The organism is Chitinimonas koreensis (assembly GCF_014353015.1).
In the GTDB taxonomy this organism is placed as follows: Bacteria; Pseudomonadota; Gammaproteobacteria; order Burkholderiales; family Chitinimonadaceae; genus Chitinimonas; species Chitinimonas koreensis.
Genome location: NZ_CP060704.1, coordinates 2,566,696 through 2,584,841, shown reverse-complemented (window position 1 = coordinate 2,584,841; position 18,146 = coordinate 2,566,696). Strand labels below are relative to the sequence as shown.

General features: G+C 68.4%; 10 protein-coding genes and 1 pseudogene. 9 read left to right on the top strand and 2 right to left on the bottom strand.

Annotation, left to right across the window (positions count from 1 at the left end; genetic code table 11):
• Positions 1–211: 211 nt before the first annotated feature.
• Positions 212–643, bottom strand: coding sequence for a Cd(II)/Pb(II)-responsive transcriptional regulator (gene cadR / locus H9L41_RS11060; RefSeq protein ID WP_028445968.1), 432 nt, complete (start codon positions 641–643; stop codon positions 212–214).
• A gap of 90 nt (positions 644–733) precedes the next feature.
• On the opposite strand from cadR, the gene H9L41_RS11055 reads away from it, so the two are divergent.
• From H9L41_RS11055 to H9L41_RS11035, 5 genes are all read left to right on the top strand, one after another.
• Positions 734–2,995 carry a heavy metal translocating P-type ATPase gene (locus H9L41_RS11055; protein ID WP_084300154.1) on the top strand — a complete coding sequence of 754 codons (2,262 nt, stop codon included), beginning with the start codon at positions 734–736 and terminating at the stop codon, positions 2,993–2,995.
• A gap of 96 nt (positions 2,996–3,091) precedes the next feature.
• A complete protein-coding gene (locus H9L41_RS11050; protein WP_051318951.1) occupies positions 3,092–6,583 on the top strand; it encodes a hybrid sensor histidine kinase/response regulator in 3,492 nt (1,163 codons plus the stop codon).
• Positions 6,580–8,985 (top strand): chemotaxis protein CheW, encoded by a 2,406-nt coding sequence (locus H9L41_RS11045; RefSeq protein WP_308419661.1) that lies wholly within the window; start codon positions 6,580–6,582, stop codon positions 8,983–8,985. The genes H9L41_RS11050 and H9L41_RS11045 overlap by 4 nt, the downstream gene beginning before the upstream one ends.
• 159 nt (positions 8,986–9,144) lie before the next feature.
• Positions 9,145–9,480, top strand: a complete 336-nt coding sequence (locus tag H9L41_RS11040) for a YciI family protein (RefSeq protein ID WP_308419643.1) — start codon at positions 9,145–9,147, stop codon at positions 9,478–9,480.
• 257 nt (positions 9,481–9,737) lie between these two features.
• Entirely contained in the window at positions 9,738–12,071 is a 2,334-nt protein-coding gene (locus H9L41_RS11035) for an OsmC domain/YcaO domain-containing protein (RefSeq protein ID WP_308417308.1), read from the top strand.
• Here the strand turns inward: H9L41_RS11035 and H9L41_RS11030 are convergent.
• A complete protein-coding gene (locus tag H9L41_RS11030) occupies positions 12,068–12,580 on the bottom strand; it encodes a MarR family winged helix-turn-helix transcriptional regulator (protein WP_028445963.1) in 513 nt (170 codons plus the stop codon). The two genes, H9L41_RS11035 and H9L41_RS11030, sit on opposite strands and share 4 nt — an antisense overlap.
• Before the next feature lie 100 nt (positions 12,581–12,680).
• Between H9L41_RS11030 and H9L41_RS11025 the strand changes: the two genes are divergently transcribed.
• The 4 genes and pseudogenes from H9L41_RS11025 to H9L41_RS11010 all read left to right on the top strand — a co-directional run bounded on the left by H9L41_RS11025 (position 12,681) and on the right by H9L41_RS11010 (position 18,122).
• Complete coding sequence (locus H9L41_RS11025; protein WP_051318948.1) at positions 12,681–14,027, top strand: chloride channel protein; 1,347 nt, start codon at positions 12,681–12,683, stop codon at positions 14,025–14,027.
• 130 nt (positions 14,028–14,157) lie between these two features.
• Entirely contained in the window at positions 14,158–15,543 is a 1,386-nt protein-coding gene (locus H9L41_RS11020; protein ID WP_028445962.1) for a glycosyltransferase, read from the top strand.
• Between the two features lie 209 nt (positions 15,544–15,752).
• The gene (locus H9L41_RS11015) at positions 15,753–16,976 is read left to right on the top strand and encodes a cation:proton antiporter (protein WP_245589194.1); all 1,224 of its coding nucleotides are present in this window, start codon (positions 15,753–15,755) and stop codon (positions 16,974–16,976) included.
• 1 nt (position 16,977) lies between these two features.
• Positions 16,978–18,122 (top strand): annotated as a pseudogene (locus H9L41_RS11010) (YbdK family carboxylate-amine ligase).
• The last annotated feature ends 24 nt before the right edge of the window (positions 18,123–18,146 follow it).

The following is an 18,146-nucleotide window of genomic DNA, read 5'->3' as shown; positions in this document are numbered from 1 at the left end:
TCCGCATTCTTGCCGTTTGCCGGATACGCAACAGCGCCTGCGTTCCGGCGGACCGGCCGGGCCGCGATGGGAACACCCGCCGTCCCGGCTGATCGGCCCCCGTCCTCCACCGCCACGGGGATTCCAGCCGGCTCGCGCCTCGGTCGGACCGGCCGGCGCTTCGGCCGAGGACAGGATGTCCTGCCGGGCATCGTTGGTCGGCTCGCGGCCCTCAGCCCAGGTGGGTGTGCCGCTCCGGCCGCGGCTCGGTCTCCATCGCCGCCAGTCCTTGCAGGATGCCGCAGTCGCCGGTCGCCTGCTCGGCCCGGCATTGCCGCCGCAGCACGGTCAGCTGCTGCCGCAGCTGCTGCAGCTCGGCGATGCGCGCGTCGACGTGGCCGATGTGTTCGTCCACCAGGTGGTTGATCGCGCCGCAGCCGTCGTCGGGCTTGTCCATCAGGCCCAGCAGGGTGCGGATCTCGCCGTGGGTCATGTCCAGCGCGCGGCAGTTGCGGATGAAGCGCAACCGCTCGACGTGCTGCGGGCCGTAGCTGCGGAAGTTGCCGGCGGTGCGCTCCGGCTCCGGCAGCAGCCCTTCCTTCTCGTAGTAGCGGATGGTCTCGACGCTGCACTGCGCGATCTGTCCGACTTCGCCGATCTTCATGGGCACCTCCGCCCGGTTGCGATGAAACGCTTGACCCTATAGTAGCTTCAGGTTGTGAGATGGCGCCATCTCACGACGGAAAGCACGCCCATGTCCTCCTGCTGCCCGCAAGAACCGGACCTGAACCAGACCCAGAACCGGGCCAGGCCCGGCTATTTCCCGGTGAAGGTCGCCGTGGCCCACGGCCACCATCATCACGGCGGCCGAGGCGGCTGCTGCGCGACGGCTGCGCCGGCGGCGCCCTCCGCGCCGCTGGCGGTACCGGCCGGCAGCGCACGCAGCCGGCTGCGCATCGCCGAGATGGACTGCCCGACCGAGGAAGCGCTGATCCGCAAGAAGCTCGGCGGCCTGGCCGAGGTGCACGGGCTGGAATTCGACCTGATGCAGCGCGTGCTGACGCTGGCGCACGCGCCCGGCGCGCTGCCCATGGTGGTGGAGGCGATCCGCGGCCTGGGCATGAAGGCCGAGCCGGCCGAAGCGGACGCCGCCGCGCCGGCCGCCGAGGCCCGGCCGACGCACTGGCCGCTGGCCGCGGCCGGCGCGCTGGCGCTGGGCGCCGAGGCCGCGCACTGGGCGCAATGGCCGGACTGGCTCGGCGCCGCGCTGGCGCTGGCCGCCCTCGCGTTGTGCGGCATCGGCACCTACCGCAAGGGCTGGATCGCGCTGCGCCACGGCGAGCTCAACATCAATGCGCTGATGAGCATCGCCGTCACCGGCGCGGCGCTGATCGGCCAGTGGCCCGAGGCGGCGATGGTGATGGTGCTGTTCACTGTGGCCGAGCTGATCGAGGCCCGCTCGCTCGACCGCGCCCGCAACGCGATCCGCGGCCTGATGCAACTGGCGCCCGAGCGCGCCACCGTGCGCCAGGCCGATGGCCGCTGGGCCGCGGTGGACGCCAGGTCGGTCGCTGTCGGCGCGATGGTGCGGATCGGGCCGGGCGAGCGCATCGGCCTCGATGGCGTGCTGGTGGCCGGCGGCTCGGCGGTCGACCAGGCGCCGATCACCGGCGAGAGCATCCCGGTCGACAAGACGGTCGGCGACCCGGTGTTCGCCGGCTCGATCAACGTCGCCGGCTCGTTCGAATACCGCGTCACGGCCGCCGCCGGCGACAGCACGCTGGCGCGCATCATCCACGCCATCGAAGCGGCCCAGGGCAAGCGGGCGCCGACCCAGCGCTTCGTCGACCGCTTCGCCCGCATCTACACCCCGACCGTGTTCGCCATCGCGCTGGCGGTGGCGCTGCTGCCGCCGCTGCTCGCCGGCGGCGGCTGGTACGACTGGATCTACAAGGCGCTGGTGCTGCTGGTGATCGCCTGCCCCTGCGCGCTGGTGATCTCGACCCCGGTCACCATCGTCAGCGGCCTGGCCGCCGCGGCCCGCCACGGCATCCTGGTCAAGGGCGGCGTCTACCTCGAGGAAGGCCGCAAGCTGGCCTGGCTGGCGCTGGACAAGACCGGCACGCTGACGCGCGGCAAGCCGGAGCTGGCCCGGACGGTGGTGCTGGACGGATCGGACGACGCGATGCAGCTCGCCGCCAGCCTGGCCGCGCGCTCGGACCACCCGGTGTCGCAGGCGATCGCCCGCGCCGGCCGGCGCGACGCGGTCGCCGCGCTGGAGGTCGACGAGTTCGCCGCGCTGCCGGGGCAGGGCGTGCGCGGCCGCATCGGCGGCCGGGCCTTCCTGCTCGGCAACCACCGGCTGATCGAGGCGCTCGGCGTCTGCACGCCAGAGCTGGAAACGCAGCTGTTCGCGCTGGAGGAGGACGGCCACAGCGTGGTGCTCCTCAGCGACGGCGAGCGGGTGAAGGCGCTGTTCGCGGTGGCCGACGCGGTCAAGGACAGCAGCCGCGAAGCGGTGGCGCGCCTGCACGCGCTCGGCATCCGCACCGCGATGCTGACCGGCGACAACCGCCATACCGCGGCCGCCGTGGCGCGCCAGGTCGGCATCGACGAGGCCCGCGGCGAACAGCTGCCGGCCGACAAGCTGGCGGCCATCGAGGAATACGCCCGGCGCGGCCCGGTCGGCATGGTCGGCGACGGCATCAACGACGCGCCGGCGCTGGCGCGTGCCGACATCGGCTTCGCCATGGGCGCCGCCGGCACCGATAGCGCGATCGAGACCGCCGACGTGGCGCTGATGGACGACGACCTGCGCAAGATCGCCCGCTTCGTCGAGCTGTCGCGCAGCACCCACGCGATCCTGGTCCAGAACATTGCGCTGGCGCTGGGCATCAAGGCGGTGTTCCTGGCGCTCACCCTGCTGGGCCTGGGCAGCATGTGGATGGCGGTGTTCGCCGACATGGGCGCCGCCCTGCTGGTGGTCGGCAACGGCCTGCGGCTGCTGCGCCGATAGCGGCGCCGGCCGCGGAATCGCCCCGCCGGCGGCCCGGCCGGCAGCGCCGTGCGCCGAACGGCTACGATGACGGTATCGCCGACCGGAGCGCCATCGATGGAGCAAGCCCGCGAGTTCAGCGTCAAGCAGCACTTTCTGCGCAGCGGCCTGCTGCAGATCGTGCTGTTCGCGCTGTTCGCCGGCTTCATCGGCATCCGCTTCGTGCGCGCGACCGCCACCGAGGAGCAGGCCGACCGGCTGCGCCCCTTCCAGCGGCAGGCCGGCGACGTGCGCTACCACGTGGCGCAGCTGCAGCAGATCGTGACCGAGGCCGCCGGCCTGCGCGACGGCGCCGGCGCCGCCGCCCAGCGCCAGTACGCGGCGGCCGGCGAGAAGCTGCGCCAGCTGGGCGAGGCGCTGCCGGAATACCGCGCCGAAACCGACGCGATGGCGGCCGAACTGGCGCGGCTGGACCGGCTCGGCGAGCGCATCGTCCACGCCTACGAGGCCGGCGACCGCGAGGCCGGGCTGCGGCTGCTCCGCGCGCCGCAGCAGGGTTTCGACCTGACCGCCGCCAGGCTGATCGAGCGGGCCGAGCAGCTCGGCGCCGGCCTGCGGGCCCGCTACGAGCAGTACGACGACCAGCTCGACGACGATTTCGCCGCGCTGCGCAATGCCGGGCTGGCCGCGGTGGCCGGCTTCGCGCTGCTCCAGCTGCTGTCCTTAGGCTGGAGCTACCGGCGCCTGCTGCGCATCCTCGGCGCCGAGCCGGCCGCGCTGCGGGCGACGCTGAGCCGTCTGGCCGGGCAGGGCGCCGAGGCGGCGCCGTCCGACCGCGAGGCGCCCGACCTCGCCACGCTGTCGCACGCGGTCGAGCTGCTGGCCGAGCAGCGCCGGCAGGCCGGCGCGGCGCTGCAGGCCGGCGAGCGCACTCTGCGCAGCCTGGTCGACAACCTGCCCGGCGGCGTCTACCAGCTGGCGCCGACCCGGCCCTATGCCTTCACCTTCGTCTCGGACGGGCTGGCGGCGCTGACCGGCTGGACGGTGGACGAACTCAAGCGCCACCCGGCGTTTCCCGATGCCCAGGCCGCGCTGCAGCGGCGCGACCGGATCGGCCGCGCGGTGCTGGCCCGCGTGGCCTACGAGCTCGAATACGCGGTGACCCGGCCCGACGGCAGCGTCTGCTGGGTACTGGAGCGCGGCCGGCCGCATTTCCGCCCGGACGGCGGCCTGGACCGCATCGACGGACTGATCCTCGACGCCACCGCCGCCCACCTGGCCAACGAGCGGGTCGAGCGGGCGCGCAGCCAGCTGTTCAACACCCTCGAATCGGTCGACGTCGGCCTCTTGATCTACGACCGCGAGGAGCGGCTGGTGGTCTGCAACCAGGCCTTCCGCCGGCTCTACCCGGGGCTGCGGCCCTGGCTGGTCGACGGTGCGCCGCTGCGCGACATCCTGCGCAGCTACTACCACGGCGCCGATATCGCCTGCCGCGCCGCGCATCCTTACGACTTCGGCGTCGACGGCGAGGACGCTTTCGTCGAGCGCTGGCTGTCGAGCCGCCCCTCCGGCGACCGGCTCGAGCCGATCCCGGCGCTCGACCGCTGGGTGACGCCCGAACATGCCGAGGCCGACGACGGCACCCACGTGCTGCTGCGCACCGACGTGACCGAGCTGACCAAGTTGAACCGGGCGCTGCGCCAGGCCAAGGAAGCGGCCGAGGCCGCCAGCCGGGCCAAGAGCGCCTTCCTGGCCAATATGAGCCACGAGATCCGCACCCCGATGAACGGCGTGCTGGGCATGACCGAGCTGACGCTGCAGACCGCGCTCGATGCCGAGCAGCGCGAGAACCTGCTGATGGCCAAGTCGTCGGCCGAGGCGCTGATGGGACTGATCGACGACATCCTCGACCTGTCCAAGATCGAGGCCGGTCGGCTCGATCTCGAAGCGATCCCGTTCTCGCTGTGCAGCCTGCTGCACGACACGCTGCACCCCTTGCGGCTGCGGGCCGCCGAACGCGGCCTGTCGCTCGATTGCACGATCGACCCGGCCCTGCCCGAGCACCTGCTCGGCGACCCGCTGCGGCTGCGCCAGATCGTGACCAACCTGGTCGGCAACGCGATCAAGTTCACCGAGCGCGGCGAGGTCGGCCTCGACGCGGCGCTGGCGGCCGACGGGCCGGCCGGGCTGCGGCTGGCGCTGACGGTGCGCGACAGCGGCATCGGCATCGCGGCCGAGCAGATCGGGACGATCTTCGAGCCGTTCTGCCAGGCCGACGGCTCGACCTCGCGCCGCTTCGGCGGCACCGGCCTCGGCCTGACCATCTGCAAGCGGCTGGCACACATGATGGGCGGCGACATCGCGGTCGACAGCGTGCCCGGCGTGGGCAGCCGCTTCCGCGTCGAGCTGCTGCTGGCGCGGACCGGGCTGCCGATCGAGCCGCCCGTGCCGCAGCCGGCGCTGGCCGGCCTCGCCGCCCTGGTGGTCGACGACCAGCCGCACGGCCGCGCCGCGCTGGCCGAAATGCTGCGGCGCTGGGGCCTGGCGGTGACGCTGGCGGCCGATGCCGCCGAGGCGCGCGTGGCCTGGCGCCGGGGCGGCTACGGCCTGTTGCTGCTCGACGAATGCCTTGGCGAAGGCGCCGACGGCGGCACCGACCTGGCGGAAGAAGCCCGCGCCGCGCTGCCGCAGGCGCGCCGGCTGCTGCTGTCCACCCGCCAGGGCAGCAAGGCGGCCGCCCGGCTGGATGCCGCCGCGCTGCTGAGCAAGCCGGTGCGGCCGCAAGCGCTGCTCGAAGCGCTGCGCGGCGGGTCCGGCCCGTCGGCGCCGCCGGCGGCCCGGCCGACAGCCGTGGCGGCGACGCCCACGACCGCGGCCCCGCTGCGCATCCTGCTGGCCGAGGACAATCCGGTGAACCGCCAGCTGGCGCTGCGCCTGCTGGAGCGGCAGGGCCACCGGGTGACGGTGGCCGAGGACGGCGAGGCCGCGGTGACCTGCTTCGCGGCGGGCGAATTCGACCTGGTGCTGATGGACATGCTGATGCCGCGGCTGGACGGCATCGGGGCGACGCGCCGGATCCGCAGCGGCAGCGCGGCCGGGCGCCGGGTGCCGATCATCGCGCTGACCGCCAACGCCATGGCCGGTACGCGCGAAGACTGCCTGCAGGCCGGCATGGACGGCTACGTCAGCAAGCCGATCGACGCCGAGGCGCTGGCGGCTGAAATGGCCCGGCTGCTGGCGCGGCCGGCCCCGGCCGATACCGCCGCCGCGCTGCGCTACAACCCGCAGGCGGCGCTGGCCGGCTTCGACGACGACCTGGAGTTCTTCCGCGAGCTGGTCGAGACTTTCCGCCTGAGCGCCAAGCACTACCTCGGCCTGCTGGCCGACGCGGCGGCCCGCGGCGACTTCGGGACGGCGCGCTTCGCCGCCCACTCGCTCAAGGGCTCGGCCGGCAGCCTCGGCATCGGCGAGCTGGTGGAGCGGGCCTTCCATGCCGAGGAGGCGGCACTGGCCGGCGACGCCGGGCGACTGGCGCAAGCCCAGGCCGAGCTGAGCGCCATGCTGGCGCAGGTGGATGCCGTGCTGGACGCGTTCCTGGCCGCGGGCTGAGCGCGCCGTCCCGATCCGTCGCCGAAGCGGGCAGGGCGGATTGGCCGTTTCGCCCCCTTGCCGCCCCGCAAGGGTTTTCCCCGGTCATCCCGGGGGATCTCCCCCGTAATCGAACCAGTTATCCGCGCGCCCGCGATCCGGACAATGGCATCCAGTCCCATCGACTCGCACGGTCCCACGCAGGGGCCGTCGGTCGATCGTATCCACCCCAGGGAGCGCGTCATGGCACACAGCGAATACATTCAACTGGACAGCGGCACCGCGCCGCAACTTGCCCATTCCCGCCGCACGGCCGCGGGCGACCCCGGCACGGCCTGGGCTGCGCTGGTGCGGCGGCTGGAGCAGGACGACCCGGCCGCACCGGCGGCCCCAGCCGTGGCCGGCACACCGGCCAAGGCCCCCCGGCCGACCAGCCGGCGCCGGAATCGGCCGGCGGCAGCCGCTATGTCACCTTCGCGCTGGGCCGCGACCGCTATGCGCTGCCGCTGGCGCCGCTGCGCGAGATCATCCGGCTGCCGGCCATCGCCCAGGTGCCGTTGGCGCCGCCGTCGCTGCTGGGCCTGGTCGACCTGCGCGGCGAAACCCTGCCGATCGTCTCGCTGCGCCGCCTGCTGCAGCTCGATCGGCAGGCGGACCTGGACGAGGCCGCCGAGCCGGACGGCCAGGCGCTGGTGGTCGACGTCGGCCTGCCGGTCGGGCTGCTGGTCGACTGCGTCGACGGCATCGTCGAGGTGGCGCCCGAGGCGCTCGAAGGCGTCGGCGCGCTGCGCTCGGCGATCGACGTGCATGCGCTGGCCGCGGTGATCCGCAGCCCGGACGGCATGGTGACGGTGCTCGACCTCGACAGCCTGGTCGGCCGCGACTTCCCCAAGTTCGATGCCGCGCTGCACGGCCAGTACGCAGGCCAGCCGGTCACCGCCAAGATCGCGCGCGACGAGCGCCGGCTGGTCAGCTACCTGCTCGACGGCCAGGAATACGCCACGCCGATCGACCAGCTGCGCGAGATCGTCGGCCTGCCCGAGCAGATGCTGCGGCCGCCCGGCCACGAGCGCGGCCACCTGCTCGGCGTGATGTCGCTGCGCGGCCGGCTGCTGCCGCTACTGGGCCTGCGCCGGCTGTTCGGCCTGCCGGACCCGGCCGACGCCTCGGCCGGCCGGGTGGTCGTGCTGCAGGCGCACGGCGGCGAGCCGGTCGGGGTGGTGGTGGATGCGGTCAATGCGGTGCTCAGCGTCGACCGCGCCGAGATCGACACGCTGCCCGAGCTGTTCGGCCACGGCACCGGCCGCCACCGCATCAGCGGCATGTGCCGGCTCGACGGCGGCCGGCGGCTGGTCGGCCTGATCGAGGCCGACTGCCTGCCCGGCACGGCGCCGACCGGCGAGGCGGCTTCGGCGCACGAGATCCGCCCGGCCGAGCCGGCCCGTTCCGACGAGCAGTTCGTGGTGTTCCGGCTCGACCGCGAGGAATTCGGCGTGCCGATCGCCCAGGTGCAGGAGATCGTCCGCCGGCCAGAGCAGTTGCGCCACGTGCCGGGCACGCCCGACTTCCTCGAAGGCGTCGCCTCGCTGCGCGGCAATCTGCTCGGCGTGGTCGACCAGCGGCGCCGCTTCGCCATGGCGCCGCTGGCCGGCAACGAGCAGCAGCGCGTGATGGTGTTCCGCTTCGGCGAGCGCTGCCTCGGTTTCATCGTCGACTCGGTCAGCGAAGTGCTGCGCATCCCGCTCGACGCGATCGGCGCGACGCCGCCGCTGACCGCCGGCACGCGGCGCATGCTGTCGCGCGTCGCCAACCTGGCGGGGGCGGCCGCATCGTGCAGTTGCTCGATCCGGCCGAACTGCTCGATCCGCACGAAGCGCAGGCGCTCGCCGGCATCGGCGCCGCGCCGGGCATACCCTGAACCGGCCTCCGTCGCGCCATCGGCAGCTGCGGCCGCGCGGCTGCCGGGCCTCCCGCGGGGCACGGAGCGCGTGCTCATCGTCGTCGACGACGAGCCGAACATGCTGTCGGCGCTGGTCCGGCTGTTCCGGCGCGACGGCTACCGCATCCGCACCGGGCTATCCGGTGCGGAAGGGCTGGCGCTGCTGGCCGCCGACCCGGTCGCCGTGGTGCTGGCCGACCTGCGCATGCCGCACATGAACGGCGCCGAATTCCTGGCCGAGGCCGGCCGCCACTTCCCCGCCACGGTACGCCTCGTCCTGTCGGGCTGCACCGAGCTCGGCCCGGTAGCCGCGGCGGTGGAGCAGGGCCTGGCCTGGCGTTTCCTGTCCAAGCCCTGGAACGACGAGCAACTGCGCGCCATGGTCGCCTCGGCCTTCGAGTTGCTGGCGCTGCAGCAAAGCAACGCCAGTCAGCTGGCGACCCTGCGCGCAGGCCGCATCGCTTCGCCCGGCCCCGGCGGCTAGGTCCCGGAGCGGCGTCGGCGGCTCCCGACGCTGGCGCGGTGGCGTCGAAACATCCAGGCCACGGCCGCGATGCATGGCCAGGGTCGTCCGCGCGGACTACGCCATCGAGGACTACTATTCGGTCGGGCGGCCGGCGGGGCCGCCAGACCGGGAGCCATGATGCGATACCTGATTTCGTTCGACGACGGCACGATGATCATTCCCGACGACGAGCTGCCCGCGGTGGCCGAAGCCGCGCGCGCGGTGGTGCGCGAGGCCAAGGCGGCCGGCGTGTGGATCTTCGGCGGCGGCCTGCTCAGCCAGCGGGCGAGCATCGTGGCCACCGACGGGACGGTCGCCGACGGCCCGTTCCCTGAGACCAAGGCGGTCGTCGGCGGCTTCTCGATCATCGAGGTGCCTTCGCGCGAGGTGGCGCTGCAATGGGCCGCCAAGCTCGCCGCCGCCTGCCGGTGCGCGCAGGAGGTCCGGGAGATCATGTACGACCCGGAGTCGTGAGCGGGCAATCTGCGGGTTGATCCAGGCCGGCCGCTCCTGCCGGACCCGGCCGCACCGATCACGAGCCCGGCCGCCGCGCGGCCGCAGGTGCCGATGCAGCGGTGCGGCAGGCGGGGGAGGGCGCCGGCACGCCGTCCTCTGCGCCGTCCTCTGCACCGCAGGCCGTCAGGCGCCGGCGAGGCGGGGGCCGAGCGTTTGATCGCATCGGGTTTTACGATCATCATCGCGGCCATTCGGCCCCGGGGCATCCGGCCCCGATGAAATTCGAGCCGCACCCGGCGGCATCTCCCCCACGAATCGGCATCAATCAGCGCCCAGCGCTCGATCCGGCGCCCTGCCAGGCCGGGATAGTCCATCATTTTTCAGCGGTACTCTGGAGTTCCCCCATGGAAATCAAGGTCAACTTCCTTGACAAGCTTCGCCTCGAAGCCAAGTTCGACGACTTCACGGTCGTGGCCGATCAGCCGATCCGCTATAAGGGCGATGGCTCGGCCCCCGGTCCGTTCGACTATTTCCTGGCCTCGTCGGCGTTGTGCGCGGCTTACTTCGTGAAGCTGTACTGCGTCACGCGCGACATCCCCACCGAGAATATCCGCCTGTCGCAGAACAATATCGTCGACCCGGAAAACCGCTATCGGCAGATTTTCAAGATCCAGGTCGAATTGCCGGCGGATATTTCCGAAAAGGACCGTCAGGGCATCCTGCGCTCCATCGACCGCTGCACCGTGAAGAAGGTGGTGCAGGCCGGCCCCGAGTTCGTGATCGAAGAGGTGGAAAACCTGGATGCCGATGCCCAGGCCTTGCTGACGCCGAACCTGGCCTCCGAGTCCTGCACCTATATCGCGGGCAAGGACCTGCCGCTGGAGCAGACCATCGCCAATATGTCGGGCACCCTGGCGAGCCTGGGCATCAAGATCGAAATCGCTTCGTGGCGCAATATCGTGCCCAATGTGTGGTCGCTGCATATCCGCGACGCGCATTCGCCGATGTGCTTCACCAACGGCAAGGGCGCGACCAAGGAAAGCGCATTGGCGTCGGCGCTGGGCGAATATCTCGAGCGGCTGAATTGCAATCACTTCTACGCCGGCCAGTTCTGGGGCGAAGACATCGCCGATGCGGCCTTCGTGCATTACCCGGACGAACGCTGGTTCAAGCCCGGCCCCAAAGATGCGTTGCCGGCCGAAATCCTCGATGAATATTGCCGCTCGATCTACGACCCCGACGGCGAATTGCGCGGCTCCCATCTGTACGACACCAATTCCGGCAATGTGCAGCGCGGCATCTGCTCGCTGCCTTTCGTGCGCCAGTCGGATGGCGAGGTGGTGTATTTCCCGTCCAACCTGATCGAAAACCTGTACGTCAGCAATGGCATGAGCGCCGGCAATACGCTGGCCGAAGCGCAGGTGCAATGCCTGTCGGAAATCTTCGAGCGGGCGGTGAAGCGCGAAATCCTGGAAGGCGAACTGGCCTTGCCCGACGTGCCGCCGGAAGTGCTGGCGAAATACCCGCGCATCGTGGCCGGCATCCAGGGCCTGGAAGAGCAGGGCTTCCCGGTGCTGGTGAAGGATGCGTCGCTGGGCGGGGTCTACCCGCTGATGTGCGTCACCTTGATGAATCCGCGCACCGGCGGCGTCTTCGCCTCGTTCGGCGCCCACCCGAGCTTCGAGGTGGCGCTGGAGCGCAGCCTGACGGAACTGCTGCAAGGGCGGAGCTTCGAGGGCCTGAACGATCTGCCCCCGCCCACCTTCGAAAGCCAGGCGGTGACCGAGCCGAACAACTTCGTCGAACACTTCATCGATTCCAGCGGCATCGTGTCGTGGCGCTTTTTCAGCGCCAAAGCCGATTTCGAATTCGTCGAGTGGGATTTTTCCGGCCAGGGCGAGAATTCCAATGCCGAGGAAGCCGCGACGCTGTTCGGCATTCTCGAGGACATGGGCAAAGAAGCGTACATGGCGGTATACGAGCATCTGGGCGCCACCGCCTGCCGCATCCTGGTGCCGGGATATTCGGAGGTTTATCCGGTGGAGGACCTGGTCTGGGACAACACCAACAAGGCGCTGCTGTTCCGTGCCGACATCCTGAACCTGCACGGGCTGGACGATGCCGGCCTGGAAACGCTGCTGGAGAAGCTGAACAACAACGAACTCGACGAATACTCCGACATCCCCACCCTGATCGGCGTCGAATTCGACGAGAACACGGTCTGGGGCCAGTTGACCGTCCTGGAGCTGAAGCTGCTGATCCATCTCGCCCTGCGGCAATTCGAGGCGGCGCAAGAACTGGTGGGCGCCTTCCTGCAATACAACGACAACACGGTCGAGCGCGGATTGTTCTACCAGGCCTTGAATGCGGTGCTGGAGGTGCTGCTGGACGAGGAGCTGGAAATGGCCGATTACGAGGCCAATTTCCGCCGGATGTTCGGCAACCCGCGGATGGACGCGGTGCTGGGATCGGTGGACGGCAGCGTGCGCTTCTTCGGCCTGACGCCGACGAGCATGAAGCTGGAAGGGCTGGAGCGGCACCAGCGCCTGATCGACAGCTACAGGAAGCTGCACGTGGCGCGCGCCAAGGCGGCGGCTGCGTCCAGCTAGGCCCGCACGCTTTCGTCCCGGATGGCCAGCTCGGACAGGGGCAGGGACGGGTCTGCCTCGTCGACTGCGCCTCCCATCAGCTGGATCAGCGCCGCAAGCTGGGCATGCAGTCCTTGAAGGGAGGCCGGGTCCAGCCTGCCGAGCGCCTCCGGCAAGAGGCCGCGTACCGGCCGCGGCGCGCCTTCGATGATCTGCCTGCCGGCCTCGGTCGGATGCAGGCAGACCGCCCGCTGATCGACTTCGCCTTTACGCCGGCAAATCAGCTCCTGGCGAACCAGGCTTTCGATCAGATTGCTTGCCGTCGACTGATGTATCGCCATGGCGGCGGCCAGCTCGGTGACGCGCAAGCCGGGCCTTTCGACGATGCGGGATAGCGCCCACAGCTGAGCGCCGGAAATGCCGCAAGCCGTTTCCACGGCCTGGAAATGCTTGCGCACCGACTGGAAGATCAGACGGAACTGCTTGAGGACTTCAACGTCCAGCGCCTGGGGCGATGCCGACTTGTGCATGTTTGCTTTGGCTTGATTGCAACGGTGCGTAGTTTAGCGACCTGATCGAGACGGCGTTGTAGCGTAGAATTACATTTATACAAATGTAATTGAGCTTCCTATGCGTGATGTTCTCCTGGCGATCCGACGCCAGCGCCTGCACGAACCCGGCCGCTGGCTGGAGCGCGCCGTGGTTTGGGGCGGTGCGGCTGCCGTCGGGCTGGTGACCGTGCTGTTCGCCCGACTCAGCGAAACGTTGAGCCACGGTTTCCAGCTTCTGCAGATGCAGGCTCACTGGATTCCGCTCGTACTGACGCCGTTAGGCGGGATGCTGCTGGTCTACACGCTGCGGCGCTGGTTTGCTGGTGCGGAAGGCAGCGGTATTCCACAGACAATCGCGGCGCTGCAGGCCGAGGATCGCCAGATCGGAATCGGTCGCTTCCTCTCGGTACGCATCGCGCTGGCCAAGGTGTCGCTGGGCTCGCTGGCGCTTGGGGCGGGCTTTTCCATGGGGCGCGAAGGTCCTTCGGTTCAGGTCGGCGCCAGCCTGATGTATGCGTTGCGACGATTTCTGCCCGCCGGCCACGACGTCGTCCCGAACCACCTGATTCTCGCCGGCGGGGCAGCCGGGATCGCCGCGGCCTTCAATACGCCATTGGCCGGCATCGTCTTCGCGATCGAGGAGCTGTCGCGGAAGTTCGAACACAAAACCAATGGCCTGCTGCTGAGCGCCATCGTGCTGGCGGGCATGGTGTCGATCTCGATGCAGGGAAACTATCTGTACTTCGGGCATTTCCAGGCGCCTGGCATCGACTCGGCCATCATCGTGCCGGTCTTGGTCTGCGGGGGCGTCTGCGGCATGGCGGGCGGATTGTTCAGCAGAGCCTTGCTCTGGAGCGCTCGCCCGTGGGCCGGCGCGGCGGGCCGCTGGCGAGCGCGCCATCCAGTCTGGTTCGCCGGCCTTTGCGGCCTGGGGGTCGCCTTGATCGGGCTGGCGACGCAAGGCGCCACCCATGGCTCCGGTTACGAAGCGACCCGCCAGATGCTGGCCAGCCCGGATGCGGTCGGCTGGCACTTCGCTCCCGCCAAATTGCTGGCGACGCTGCTTTCCTATTTCAGCGGCGCGCCGGGCGGCATCTTCGCCCCCAGCCTGGCCGTCGGCGCCGGTATTGGTCATGACCTGCTGCCGCTGCTGGGCCAGAGCGTACCGAGCGCCGGCATCTATGCCCTCTGCATGGCGGCCTTCCTGGGAGCGGTGACCCAGGCACCGATCACCGCCTTCATCATCGTGATGGAGATGATCGACGGGCATGAGATGGTGCTCAGCCTGATGGCAGCCACGTTGATTGCATCGCTGGTCAGCCGCCTGTTCAGCCCAGCGCTCTACCACACCTTGGCATTGCGCCAGCTCGATCGGGCTGCGGACGGGGCCGGACAAAAAAAGACAGCGCCGGAAGGCGCTGTGTGAGCCGCTCTGATCGGTAATTGTCGGTCGCCGATCACTCTCTGCCCGCAAACAAGTTATCACGGCCATATACATTTGTACAAATACATGTCCGGATGAGGCCTCGCCATCCAGAGTTCCAGGGAGGGAACGCATGCTGACCGTAGCGATACCTGTACAGAACGAAGCTGCCAACGTCGGATCGATCGTCCGATTTGCCAAGGCCCATCCGTCGGTCAGGGAGGTCATCGTTGTCGACGACGGCTCGATCGACGATACGGTCAGGCTGGCCAGCGAAGCCGGCGCGAACGTCATCACCAGCAGCATGCTGGGCAAAGGGCCGTCGATGCGGGATGCGCTGGACATCGCGCGCACCGAGTTGATCCTCTATCTCGATGGAAATATACGGCGACCGGATCCATCCCTGATCGACCGGATGCTGGCGCCGTTCGAACGCAATGCCGATTTCGTGAAGGCCAACTTTTCGGGGGCCTCCGGCCGTGTCACGGAGCTCGTCGCAAGGCCGCTGCTGCGGACATTCTTTCCCGGGCTCAGCCGGTTTTCCCAGCCCTTGGGCGGCATCGTGGCCGCGCGTACCGGATTGCTGCGAAAGCTCGAGTACGAGGACGATCTCGGCGTGGACGTCGGGCTGCTGGTCGACGCCCATTGCTCTGGCGCGCTCGTCGCCGAGGTCAACCTGGGCACGGTCGAGCACGACAGCAAGCCGCTGACGGGCCTGGGCAGGGCGGCGATCGAAATCGGCCAGGCCATTCTGCGCAGGGCGGAGAGCGTCGGGCGCCTGCCGGCGGACAGGCTGGCGGAAACCGTGGAACACCTGCGACGGCTTGGCGCAAGCCTGGACAACCTTGCCCAGAACATCGAGCCGGGCGGCAAGCTGGCGCTCTTCAGCATGGACGACACGCTCCTGGATGGATGCTTCATCCGGGCACTGGCTCGGCGCGCTGGATTCGAAACTGCGCTGACGAGCTTGCTGGGCAAGCAGACAAGGGGCGTTGCCCGTTCCGCCAGCGTCGCCGCCCTGTTCGAAGGCATCCCCGAGCAGACATTCGTGGAGGTGGCCAAATCCATGCCGCTGCAGCCTGGCGCAGTCGAAGCGATCACCGAGCTTCGCCGGCTGGGCTATCGCGTCGGCGTGGTGTCGGACAGCTACCATGTCGCCGCCGAAACCGTCCGCAAGCGGGTATTTGCTGATTTTGCGATCGGACATGCATTGGGATTCGCAAATGGCCATGCGACCGGCGAACTCACCATCAGCGAATTGTTCCGGCACTCGGCCGGCTGCGGTAGTCACGGCATTTGCAAGCGGAACGTGCTTGCCTACTTGGCGGATTTCGCCGATCAGCCGTTCGGCCATACCCTGATGGTGGGCAGCGGCGAAAACGACGTCTGCCTGGCCAAGGCCGTCGATGCCGGTTTTGCCTGCCAGCCGAAGTCGCCGCTACTGCAGGCCGAGAGCCGGCCCTTGATCGATCTGCGTGAAATCCCGCGCGTCGTCAGCAGAGAAATTCCTTTGATCTGAGCGATGCTGCGAAACGCACGAGCGCACGAGCGGTCACCGGGCGGCGACCCATCGGTGCCGCCCATCCACTTTCCGAGTCCATATGCAAGTTACTGTCATCGAATGTGCCGGCGCAGCCCGCTTCGCCATCGCGCCGATCCATACCTTCTCCACCCAGGTCTTCGGTCGCCTGGCGCATACGCATCCTCGGCTCGCCTCCCGTCCGGGCCATGCGCGGCTTCGATGCTGCGATTTCATCGGGCCACGATATGATTGATTTAACGCCCCTTGCCGAGATGGCATGGCCCTTTGCCATCTTGATTGCCTGGTTTGCCGGCGAATATGGGTATCGGCGGGCAAGATTGCCGCGTATCAGCATCTACGCCGTCGTAGGCTTTGCCCTGGCACCGTCGCAGGCCGGCCTGCTGCCGCCGGGGCAGCCTGCGTCGATGCTGCTGCTGGCCAATTTCGCCTTTGGCCTCATCCTGTTCGAGTGCGGCTACCGCATCAATTTGCGCTGGCTGCGGACCAATCCCTGGATCGCCGCAACCAGCGTGACCGAGGCGGCGCTCACATTTGCCGCGGTCTATCTATTGGCGATCCTGTTCGGGCAGGCGAAATCGACGGCCTTGCTCCTGGCTGCGCTGTCGATGGCGACGTCGCCCGCGACGGTCGTGCGCATCATCAACGAGCAAGGCAGTTCTGGCCAGGTCACCGAGCGCGTGCTGCATCTTTCGGCCTTGAACTGCGTGCTGGCCGTCTTCACCTTCAAGGTCGTCGTTGGACTGGTCGTATTCCGGACCTCCGGCAATATCTGGGAAGCGACCTACAGCAGCCTGATCGTCTTGTCGGCTTCCGTGATCCTGGGACTGGCAGCGGGCTTTCTGATCCCCGCAATGCTGAGGCTCACCGAGCGCACGCGTCACGACGGCACGCTTGCCTTCACGATCGCCATCATCTTCCTGGTTGCGCTGGCGCACACCCTGAAACTGTCTCCCGTGCTGGCTGCGCTGACGTTCGGATTGTCGGCGCGCCACCGGCGCATCATCTTGAGTTCCTCGCAACGTGGCTTTGGCGCCTTGGGTGACCTTCTCTCCGTGCTGCTGTTCGTATTCATCGCGGCGACGCTGGAGTGGCGCCAGGTGATCGCAGGACTGGGCGTCGGTCTCGGCATCGTCGCAGTCCGGCAGATTGCGAAGATCGCCGGTATCGGTCTATTCGCCCACAGAAGCGGTATTTCCTGGCGCAAGGGACTCCTCATCGGCATGGCGACCACACCGATGTCGGCCTTTGTAATCCTGGTGCTGGAGCAGACGCGCTACCTGGGCATCAACCTGGTAGACCAGCTTGCGCCATTGGCGGCAGCGGCACTTACGCTGGAAGTGCTCGGGCCCATTCTTGTCCTGCGCGCCCTGATATGGGCGCAGGAAGTGCCGGAGTCAAAGGGATCCTGACATGCCCCTCGAACCTTTCAAAACATCGCAGGCATTGAGTCTCGGAGTGGAACTCGAACTGCAATTGGTCAGCCTGAGCGATTTCGATCTGAATGCGGCCAGTCCCGACATGCTTGAATTGTTGGGGCGAAAACAATTTCCTGGCACGGTCACGCCCGAAGTGACCGAAAGCATGATCGAAATCGCGACCGGCGTTCACGGGAACCATTCGACGCTGCTGGCGCAACTTCAGCAGATGCGCGACATCCTCGTTCAGGCAGGCGACCATCTGAATATCGGCATTTGCGGCGGCGGCACCCATCCTTTCCAGTTATGGTCCGAGCGCCGCATATTCAAAAAGCCGAGATTCAAGGAGGTATCCATGCTGTATGGCTATCTCACCAAGCAGTTCACGATCTTCGGCCAGCATGTCCATGTGGGATGCGCGAGTGCGGATGAGGCCTTGTTCCTGCTGCACGCCTTGAATCGATACATTCCCCACTTCATCGCCTTGTCGGCCTCTTCTCCCTTCGTGCAAGGCCACGATACCTTGTTCAATTCAGCCAGGCTGAATTCCGTATTCGCATTCCCGTTGAGCGGCCGGGCGCCATTCCTGCTGCGCTGGGAGGATTTCGAACACCAGTACTTTGCCAAGATGGAACATACGGGCGTCGTCAAGAGCATGAAAGACTTTTATTGGGACATCCGGCCGAAGCCCGAATATGGGACGATCGAGTTGCGTGTCTGCGATACGCCGCTCTCCGTAGAGCACGCAGCAGCGCTGGCCTGTTATCTCCAGGCGCTCTGCAAATATCTACTGGAAAGAAACGAGCCCGCCCCGCTGAAGATGATTATCTTGTCTACAACTACAACCGATTCCAAGCGTGCCGTTTCGGCTTGGACGGCACGGTCGTGCATCCGAAGTCCTACGAGCAAATGCCGCTACGTGAGGATATTTTGACTACGGTGCGCCGCATACAGCCTTGTGCCGATGCATTGGATTGCGCGCCGGCGCTTGAGCATATCTACCGCATCACGCATGAAGGGAGCGATGCGAGCCATCTGCGACGGGCATATCGGGAGCGCGGAAGCGTGGAGGGCATGGTCGATTTCGCATTGCAATGCTTCCGAGATCGTGGACCGACCAGCGCGAACCGGACGACCTAGCGATCGGCCGCCAGCGCGACCGGC

Bases quoted from the DNA above. Each gene is read 5' to 3' on its own strand.
- H9L41_RS11025 (WP_051318948.1), top strand. From the start codon at position 12,681: ATGCGTGATGTTCTCCTGGCGATCCGACGCCAGCGCCTGCACGAACCC.
- H9L41_RS11050 (WP_051318951.1), top strand. From the start codon at position 3,092: ATGGAGCAAGCCCGCGAGTTCAGCGTCAAGCAGCACTTTCTGCGCAGC.
- H9L41_RS11020 (WP_028445962.1), top strand. From the start codon at position 14,158: ATGCTGACCGTAGCGATACCTGTACAGAACGAAGCTGCCAACGTCGGA.
- H9L41_RS11035 (WP_308417308.1), top strand. From the start codon at position 9,738: ATGAAATTCGAGCCGCACCCGGCGGCATCTCCCCCACGAATCGGCATC.
- H9L41_RS11030 (WP_028445963.1), bottom strand. From the start codon at position 12,580: ATGCACAAGTCGGCATCGCCCCAGGCGCTGGACGTTGAAGTCCTCAAG.
- H9L41_RS11055 (WP_084300154.1), top strand. From the start codon at position 734: ATGTCCTCCTGCTGCCCGCAAGAACCGGACCTGAACCAGACCCAGAAC.
- H9L41_RS11015 (WP_245589194.1), top strand. From the start codon at position 15,753: ATGCGCGGCTTCGATGCTGCGATTTCATCGGGCCACGATATGATTGAT.
- H9L41_RS11040 (WP_308419643.1), top strand. From the start codon at position 9,145: ATGCGATACCTGATTTCGTTCGACGACGGCACGATGATCATTCCCGAC.
- cadR (WP_028445968.1), bottom strand. From the start codon at position 643: ATGAAGATCGGCGAAGTCGGACAGATCGCGCAGTGCAGCGTCGAGACC.